The organism is Actinosynnema sp. NPDC059797 (assembly GCF_042732085.1).
Lineage (GTDB): Bacteria > Actinomycetota > Actinomycetes > Mycobacteriales > Pseudonocardiaceae > Actinosynnema.
Genome location: NZ_JBHWIE010000350.1, coordinates 1 through 7,236, shown reverse-complemented (window position 1 = coordinate 7,236; position 7,236 = coordinate 1). Strand labels below are relative to the sequence as shown.

5 protein-coding genes are annotated in these 7,236 nt (G+C 73.0%); all 5 read right to left on the bottom strand.

Going from position 1 to position 7,236, the window contains the following annotated elements; translation table 11 throughout:
• Positions 1 to 176: 176 nt before the first annotated feature.
• The 5 genes from ACFV4N_RS36750 to ACFV4N_RS36730 all read right to left on the bottom strand — a co-directional run bounded on the left by ACFV4N_RS36750 (position 177) and on the right by ACFV4N_RS36730 (position 6,975).
• Entirely contained in the window at positions 177 to 3,947 is a 3,771-nt protein-coding gene (locus ACFV4N_RS36750; RefSeq protein ID WP_499677281.1) for an ABC transporter ATP-binding protein, read from the bottom strand.
• Between the two features lie 116 nt (positions 3,948 to 4,063).
• Complete coding sequence (locus ACFV4N_RS36745; RefSeq protein WP_499677280.1) at positions 4,064 to 4,936, bottom strand: ABC-2 transporter permease; 873 nt, start codon at positions 4,934 to 4,936, stop codon at positions 4,064 to 4,066.
• Positions 4,936 to 6,186, bottom strand: a complete 1,251-nt coding sequence (locus tag ACFV4N_RS36740) for an ABC transporter ATP-binding protein (protein WP_499677279.1) — start codon at positions 6,184 to 6,186, stop codon at positions 4,936 to 4,938. The genes ACFV4N_RS36745 and ACFV4N_RS36740 overlap by 1 nt, the downstream gene beginning before the upstream one ends.
• A gap of 49 nt (positions 6,187 to 6,235) precedes the next feature.
• On the bottom strand, positions 6,236 to 6,796 hold the full coding sequence (locus ACFV4N_RS36735) for a hypothetical protein (protein WP_499677278.1): 561 nt from the start codon (positions 6,794 to 6,796) through the stop codon (positions 6,236 to 6,238).
• Positions 6,793 to 6,975: a hypothetical protein gene (locus ACFV4N_RS36730; protein ID WP_499677277.1), complete on the bottom strand. Its 183-nt coding sequence runs from the start codon at positions 6,973 to 6,975 to the stop codon at positions 6,793 to 6,795. The genes ACFV4N_RS36735 and ACFV4N_RS36730 overlap by 4 nt, the downstream gene beginning before the upstream one ends.
• Positions 6,976 to 7,236 lie beyond the last annotated feature (261 nt).

Below are 7,236 nucleotides of genomic sequence, written 5' to 3'. Positions count from 1 at the left end.
CCCAACCGCGCTTGTCAAGGGGTCCACGCCCTTCGGACCCCTTGACGAGTGTGGTTGCCTCAGGCAGGCCATACGGGGAGACCACGAGCAGCAAGCAGCTTTTCCTCCCCCGGAGGCCTGCCCAGCGGCGAGCGCCGCTTTTAATCTTTGAAGCCCGTGAACCTCCAGCCTGAACCTCACCCAGCCTGAACCCCGGCCAGCCCTTCAGGCGCAACCTCCCCCGCCCCGTGCGCCCCCACCCCATGCGCCCACAACCGCGCGTAATGCCCCCCGGCCGCCACCAACTCCGCGTGCGTCCCGACCTCCACCACACGCCCGTCCGCCAACACCACGATCCGATCGGCCCGAGCCGCCGTGGCCAACCGGTGCGCCACCACGAACGTGGTCCGAGCCCCACCCCGGGCCACCCGGTCCGCCGCCTCCAGCACCGCCGACTCGGTGGTCGGGTCCAACGCCGCCGTGGCCTCGTCCAGCAACAGCAGCGCCGGCCGCACCAACTCGGCCCGCGCCAACGCCACCAACTGCCGCTGCCCGGCCGACAACCCCTGCCCGCGCTCGCCGACCTGCTGCCGGAAAGCCGCCGGCAACGACGCGATCACCGGCAGCGCCCCCACCGCCCGCACCGCCGCCTCGACCTCCGCCCGCGTGGACTCCGGCCGGGCGTAGGCGACGTTCTCCGCGACGTCCCCGCCGAACAGGTGCGCCTCCTGCGGCACGACCCCCAACCGCTGCCGCAACGCCGACAGGTCGTAGTCGCGCACGTCGACCCCGTCGATCAGCACCTGCCCGCCGGTCACGTCGTAGAACCGCGCGACCAGCTTCACCAACGTCGACTTCCCGGCCCCGGTGGCGCCCACCAGCGCCACCGTCTCCCCGGCCCGGACCCGCAACGACACCCCGTCCAACGCCGCGCGCTCGGCCCCCTGGTAGGCGAACGACACGTCCCGGAACTCCACCTCGCCCCGCAACTCCACCACCGGCACCGGCTCGGCGGCCTCGGGCACGGACGTGGGCGTGCGCAGCAGGTCCCCGATCCGGCTCAACCCGACCCGGGCCTGCTGGTACCCGTCGAACACCCCGGAGAGCTGGTACAGCGGCGCGAAGAACAACCCCAGGTACAGCACGAACGCCAGCAGCACCCCGGGCGACAACGTCCCCTCCGCCACCCGGTAGGCCCCGACCACCAGGATCGCCGCCTGCGCCACCCCCGACAGCAGCGACAGGAACGGGAAGTAGGTCGCGATGTACCGCTGGGCCCGGATGCGCGACCGCCGGTAGGCGTCGCTGCGCTCCGCGAACGCCCGCGCCGACCGCCCCTCCCGCGTGTACGCCTGGGCCACGCGCAACCCCGACACGTTCTCCTGGAGGTCGGCGTTGACCGCGCTGACCCGCTCCCGCGCCTCCGCGTAGGCCGCCGAGGACAGGCGCTGGAAGATCACCGTCGCGATGAGCAGCACCGGCAGCACGGCCAGCGCGACCAGCGACAACCCCGGATCGGTCACGACCAGCGCCGCGGCGATGCCGACCACGGTCAGCACGCTGATCGCGAACGTGGTCAGCCCCGTCTGGAGGAAGCTCGACAGCGCGTCCACGTCCGTGGTCATCCGGGTCATGATCCGCCCGGCCATCTCGCGCTCGTAGTAGTCCAGGCCGAGCCGCTGGAGGTGGGCGTAGCTGCGCACGCGCAGCAGGTACAGCAGCCGCTCGCCGACCCGGGACGTCACCACGGCGCCCACCGCCGTGGCCACCCACCCCATCGCCACCAGCGCGAACCCGGCGACGGCCACCGCGGTGATCCACCCGGCGGCGCCGCCCACCACGCCCCGGTCGATCCCCAGCCGGACCAACCCGGGCAGGGCCACCGCGAGCAGCGTGTCGACCAGCAACAACCCGCCGACGCCGAGCATCGCCCACCGGACCGGGCGCAGCAGCGTGCGCAGCCGGAACCCGGGGTCGGGCGCGGTCGGGTCCTCGCCCTTCAAGTCGGGCTCGTCGACGGCCTCCGGCAGGGCGCGCACCCGCGCCACCAGCTCCGGCGTGGGCGGGGTGCCGCCGAGCAGCGCCGACGTGCCCCCGCCACCCCGCCCGCGGGGCGCGGCGGACACGGACCGGTTCGCGGCGCGAACCACGAATTCGTCGTCCTCACCCGCCCCGGGCCACAACTCGGGCGTGAACCCCTCCGGCCCGGGCTCCAACCGGGCGTCGGCCCGCGGGTCCACGTGCTCGATCGCCTCACCCGGCCCGGCCAGCAGCTCCCGGTACAGCCGGCAGCGCCCGTGCAACTCCTCGTGCGTCCCCACGTCGACCACGCGGCCCGCGTCCAGCACCGCGACCCGGTCGGCCAGCGCCAGCGAGGACCGCCGGTGCGCGATCAGGATCGTGGTCCGCTCCGCCGTGACCGCGGCCAGCGTGCGGTGGATGGCGGCCTCGGTCGCGTTGTCCACCGCCGAGGTCGCGTCGTCCAGCACCAGCACGCGCGGGTCCGACAGCAGCGCCCGCGCCAGGGCCACCCGCTGCCGCTGGCCGCCGGACAGGGTCAGCCCGCGCTCGCCGACCACCGTGTCGTACCCGTTCGGCAGGGCCTCGATGAACGAGTGCGCCTCGGCCGCCCGGGCCGCCGCCCGCACCTGCTCGTCCGAGGCGTCCGGCCGGCCGTAGGCGATGTTCGCGCGCACCGTGTCGGAGAACAGGAACGCCTCCTCGAACACCACGCCGACGGTCCGGCGCAGCGATTCCAGGCGCAGCTCCCGCACGTCCACCCCGCCCACCGACACCGCGCCGGACTGCACGTCGTAGAAGCGGGGCAGCAGCAACGAGATCGTCGACTTCCCGGACCCGGCCGTGCCGACGACCGCCAGCGTCTCGCCCGGCTCGACCCGCAGCGACACCCCGGACAGCACGGGCTCGCTGCGCGTGTACCCGAACGACGCGTCCCGCAGCTCCACCGACACCGGGCCGGGCGGCACGTCGCGCGCGCCGTCCACCACGTCCGGCTGCGAGTCGATCAGCTCGTACACCCGCTCCACGCCCGCCCGCGCGAGCTGGGCGGTCACCATCAGGCTCGACAGCAGCCTGGTCGGGCCGACCAGGTTCGCCACGTAGGTCGCGAACGCCACGAACGTCCCCAGCGACACCTGCCCGCGCAGCGCGAGCCAGCCGCCCAGCGCCAGCACCGCCACCTGGCCCAGGTAGGGCAGCGCGGCGAGGGTGGCCGCCGGCTTCGCGGTCAGCCGGGCCGCCCGCATCCGCTCGGCGAACAGCACCCTGGCCCGCCGCTCCAGCCGGGCGACCTCGCGCGCCTCCTGCCCGAAGCCCTTCACCACGCGCACGCCGGTGACGGTCTCCTCGACGTGCTGCGCCACGTCCGCCGCCCGCTGCTGGGCCGACCACGTCGCCGGGAACAGCGTCAGCCTGCTGCGGGCCGCGACCACGCCGACGGCGGGCACGATCACCAGCGCGATCAGGGTGAGCAGCGGCGACAGCCAGAACATCGCGACCAGCGCGGCCACGGCGAACACGACCGTGCCGAACGCCAGCGGCGTCATCGACAGCAGGCTGTTGACCAGCTGGAGGTCGGTGATCGAGCGGGACACCACCTGGCCGGTGCGCAGCGCGTCCTGCTTCGGCCCGTCCAGCCGCTGCACCGCGCCGAACACGGCCTGGCGCAGGTCGTGCTGCACGTCGACGGCCAGCCGCCCGCCGAGGTAGCGGCGCACGAACGCGGAGCCGAAGGTCAGCAGCTCCAGCCCGACCAGGACGACCGCGAGCCAGGCCAGGCGGTCCGTGCGGCCGGCCACGGCGTCGTCCACGGCGGCCTTGACCAGCAGCGGCCCGGCGGCCTGCAACCCCACGCCCACGACGGCGGCCAGCACGGACAGCACCACGAGGGAGCGGTGCCGCCAGCAGGCCCTGGCGAGGCGCTTGATCCAGCCGTCGGAGGTGTTCACGACCTCCACATTAGGTCCGGGGGCCGACACTTTCCGACCGCCGGGAAGTGCCGAGGGCCACCCCGGAAATCCGGGGTGGCCCTTGGTCCTTTCAAGATCACCTGATCAGGTGAGGATCACGTGATGTCCTTGCGCTGCGTAGCCGCCCACCCCGCGAGGAAGAACAGCGCCGACCACACCAGGAAGATCAACCCGCTCAACCACCAGTCGAACGCGCCGAGCGCGCCCGCGACGGCCCGCATGACGTCCACCAGCTCGTCCGGCACCACGCCGGCGTTCGCCAGGAACAGCGACGACGCCACCGAGCCGGTCATGCCGTTCACCGCGCCGTTGGGCAGGAAGCCGATGACGTCCGGCAGCTCCTGCGCAGCCAGCACCAGCTGGAGGCCGTTCTCGATGATCAGCATGTAGAGCAGCAGCACCACGGTGGTCGCCGCGGTGCTGGTCATCAGCGCGCCGACGCCGACGCCGAACATCGTCATCAGGATCGACGCCAGGACGCCGACGCCGGCCAGCGCCAGCCAGCCGCCCGCGCTCGGCAGCGCGCCGGAGTCCGAGGTCAGCGCGATGCCGATGCTCACCGAGGCCACGATCGCCAGGCCGTAGATCGCGCCCCACGCGATGTAGACGACCATCTTCGCGGTCAGCGCGGCGACCCGGTTCGGCGCGGTCAGGAACGTGGTGGTGATCGTCTTGCGGTTGATCTCGTTCGAGATCGCCAGGCCGCCGAAGATCATCGGGAAGATGGTGGCCACGTTGATGCTGCGCGCGATGCCGAACACCGACACCTGCCACTGCGACGGGTCGACCCCGAGCAGCCGGGTCAGCTCCTCGGCCTCGGAGCTGCCGACCACGTCCATGATGCTCTTGCCGATGGCGCCCGTGCCGAGCGCCCAGCCCAGCGCGAGCAGCACGGTCGGGATCATCAGGCCCCACCACAGGCCGGTGGTGGTGGTCTTGCGGAACTCCGCCTTGATCAGGTTGCCCATCACGCACCACCCTGCTGCTGCCCGTGGGGGTTGTCCGGCTGTTGCTGCGGTTGGTGGTACCCGGTGCCCGGCGGCGCGTACGGGTTCGGCTGCTGGTCGGGCTGCTGCTGGTACCCGGCCTGCTGCTGGTAGCCGCCCTGCTGCGGGTACCCGGGCTGCTGCTGGTAGCCGCCCTGCTGCTGGTAATCGGGCTGCTGGTAGCCGCCCTGCTGGTAACCGGGCTGGTACCCCGGCTGCTGGTACCCGGGCGGCGGCGCGTAGTACCCGGAGCCCGGCTGCTGCCCCGGGAACTGCCCCGGCAACTGGGGCTGCCCCGGCACCTGCCCGGGGAACTGCCCCGGCGCCGCGTACTGACCGCTGGTGAGCTGGAAGAACAGCCGCTCCAGGTCGGCCTTCTCCTCCTCGATCCCGTAGATCGACACGCCCGCCTTCAGCGCCGTGTCCGCGACCTGCCTGGCCTCGACCCCGGTGACCGCGATCCGCCCGTCCGGCAGCTGCTCGATGCCCGCGACGCCCTCCTCGCGCAACGCCGTGACCAGCGCGCCCGCGTCCGAGGGCTGCACCAGCACCCGCGCCTGCTGCCGTTCGCGCAGGTGGTCCAGCGGCCCGTAGAACATGGTCTGGCCGCGGCTGATGATGACCACCTGGTCCACGGTCTGCTCGACCTCGGCCAGCAGGTGGCTGGAGATCAGCACCGTCCGCCCGCTGCGCGCGAACGACTGGAGGAACGACCGCAGCCAGGCGATGCCCTCGGGGTCCAGGCCGTTGGCCGGCTCGTCGAGCACGAGGATCTGCGGGTCGCCCAGCAGCGCGGTGGCCAGCGCCAACCGCTGCTTCATGCCGAGCGAGAACCCGCCCGCCTTGCGGTCGCCCGCCGCGCCCAGGCCCACGAGCTGGAGCACCTGGTCGGCCCGCGCGTCCGGCACGCCGATCGCGGCGGCGTAGACCCGCAGGTGGTTGCGCGCGGTGCGCTTGGGGTGGAAGCCCTGCGCCTCCAGCACCGCGCCGACCACCCGGCCGGGGTTGCCGAGCCGGTCGAACGGGCTGCCGTTGATCAGGGCGGTGCCCGCGGTCGGGGTCACCAGGCCGAGCAGCATGCGCAGGGTCGTGGTCTTGCCCGCGCCGTTGGGTCCGAGGAAGCCGGTCACGGAACCGGGTTCCACCGTGAAGCTCAGATTCTGCACCGCCGCGACCGGACCGAACTGCTTGGTCAAGCCCTGCACCACGATGCGGCCACTGCCGTCGTGCACGCGTCCCTCCCGGATTGCTCCTACCGGGCGTCATCCTGCCTTAGCGGGATCACTCGGGGAGGGCATGTCGTGGTTTCGACACCACCACCGGTAGTTCCGCGGTGGCCTCCGGGTCACCCAGCAGGGCACTCGACGGACCGCGCAGCAGGCCGTTCGGCAGGCCGCCCGGCAGCCCGGCGACCAGGTCCCCCGACAGGTCGTCCGGATCTCCCGGGAGGTCTCCCAGGAGGTCTTCGGGCAGCTCCCCGGGCAGGTCCCCCGGCAGCTCCCCGGGCAGGTCCTCGGTGCGGTGCGCCGCCCGGTGCGCCGACCGCCGCGCGCGACGGCGCTCGCGGTGCGTGGAGCCCTCGCCGATGAGGTGCTGGTGCGCCATCGTCCACACCTGGCACGGCCACCTCTTGTTCCGCAGCACGCCGGGGCACGCGCGGCAGCGGCTGTCCGGACCCGGCTGGTGCACGGTCAGCAGCAGCCGCCAGCCGTCGGCCAGGCGGTGGATCTCGGCGCGCGCGAGCGGCACCAGCGAATCGGCCTCACCGCGCTCGGCGGCCTCGTCGAGCAGCGCCAACCGGCGCAGCACCGCGGCCCGCAGGGCTTCGTCCAAAACGCTCACATCCTGTCCGCGGCCTGGTCGAGCAGGCGGTGCAGTCGACGGGTCTGGGTGACGGACATCACAGCTGATTCACCGGGCGGGGAGACCAGGAGCACCCGGTCGTCCTCGACGATCACGGTCATCGACCGGTCCCGCCCGAACGGGTCGTGGCAGTCGATCCAGCCCTGTGGTTGAGCCATCGGCACTCCGATCGGAGTTGGCGCGGCGCCTCGCCGCGCGAGCGGACGACCCCGCTGCGTAGCGACGGGGGTTCCCAGTCCTGTGCATCGGCCGACAAGTCGTCGTGACTTACCCGTTACCCTCCAGATTCACTCGTTCGCTTGAATGACGCGCACGCACCGTGGTTCGGGTGGGGGGAGATGTGGGCCGGACCGGTGGGCCGACTGGGCACGGCCCGCCAACTCCGGCTAAGATTGGCAGCGCGGCCCGCTCCCAGTGAC